We start from the raw sequence: 1190 nt of genomic DNA on the forward strand, positions 1-1190 counted from the left end.
CTCTTTGTCCCAAATCTCACAGGAGAACTCCCCCCATGTTCAAGAATCTTCGTATCGGCATCCGGCTCGGCGTCGGCTTCGGCGTCCTGATCGTACTGATGGCGGCGATGACGCTGTTGGGCATCAACGCCATGAGCAACGTCTATGAAGACCTCGACGACATCGTCAACGACAACGTCGTCAAGATCGAGCTGGCGCAGGAGATGAACAGCAGCGTTCTCGAAGTCGGCAAGGCCCTGCGCAGCCTGCTCCTGCTCGAAGAGAAGAGCGAGCTCGACGAACAACGGCACAAGATCGAAATCGCCCGCGCCAAGTACGACAAGGCTTTCGAAGCACTCGGCAAGATGCCGGCGAGCGAACGCGGAAAGGCGCTGCACAAGGCGATCGGCGACGCCGCCCAGGCGGCGCGCGCGATCAACAACCAGGTGATCGAACTGGCGGTGACGCACAAGGACGCCGAGGCGAAGGCTCTGATGCTCACGCGCGGCCGCCAGCTGGTGCAGAAATGGCAGGACGAGATCCTGGCCAGCATCGCTTTCCAGGAAGAAAACAACAGGAAGCAGTTCCTCGAGTCGCAGGGCGACTACCAGCACGGCTTGCGCATGCTGTGGCTGCTGCTTGCCGGCGCCGGCGTCTTCGCGACCGGCATCGGCTGGTGGCTGACAACCTCGATCACGCGGCCGCTCAACCTGGCCGTCGACGCCGCCAACGCGCTGGCCGAAGGCGACCTCTCGGTGCGCATCGACGCCGCGGGCAAGGACGAAACCGGGCAACTGATGCAGGCCATGCAGACGATGATCGGCAAGCTCGCGGAAATCATCGGCGAAGTGCGCGGCGCCGCCGACCACCTCTCGAACGCTTCCGGCCAGGTATCGGCCACCGCTCAGTCACTGTCGCAGTCGTCGAGCGAACAGGCGGCGTCGGTCGAGGAGACCACCGCCAGCATGGAGCAGATGAGCGCCTCGATCGTCCAGAACACCGAGAACGCCAAGGTCACCGACGGCATCGCCGTCAAGGCCGCCCAGGAAGCGAGCGAAGGCGGCGAGGCGGTCGGCAAGACCGTCGAGGCGATGAAGAGCATCGCCGACAAGATCGGCATCATCGACGACATCGCCTACCAGACCAACCTGCTGGCGCTCAACGCGGCGATCGAGGCGGCACGCGCTGGCGAGCACGGCAAGGGCTTCGCG

General features: G+C 64.2%; 1 protein-coding gene. It reads left to right on the forward strand.

The features are described from left to right. Positions 1-35 precede the first annotated feature (35 nt). Positions 36-1190: MCP four helix bundle domain-containing protein (locus CAPSK01_RS19060; RefSeq protein ID WP_034930514.1), on the forward strand; the 1155-nt coding region annotated here is incomplete at its 3' end.

Source organism: Candidatus Accumulibacter vicinus (assembly GCF_000584955.1).
GTDB lineage: Bacteria > Pseudomonadota > Gammaproteobacteria > Burkholderiales > Rhodocyclaceae > Accumulibacter > Accumulibacter vicinus.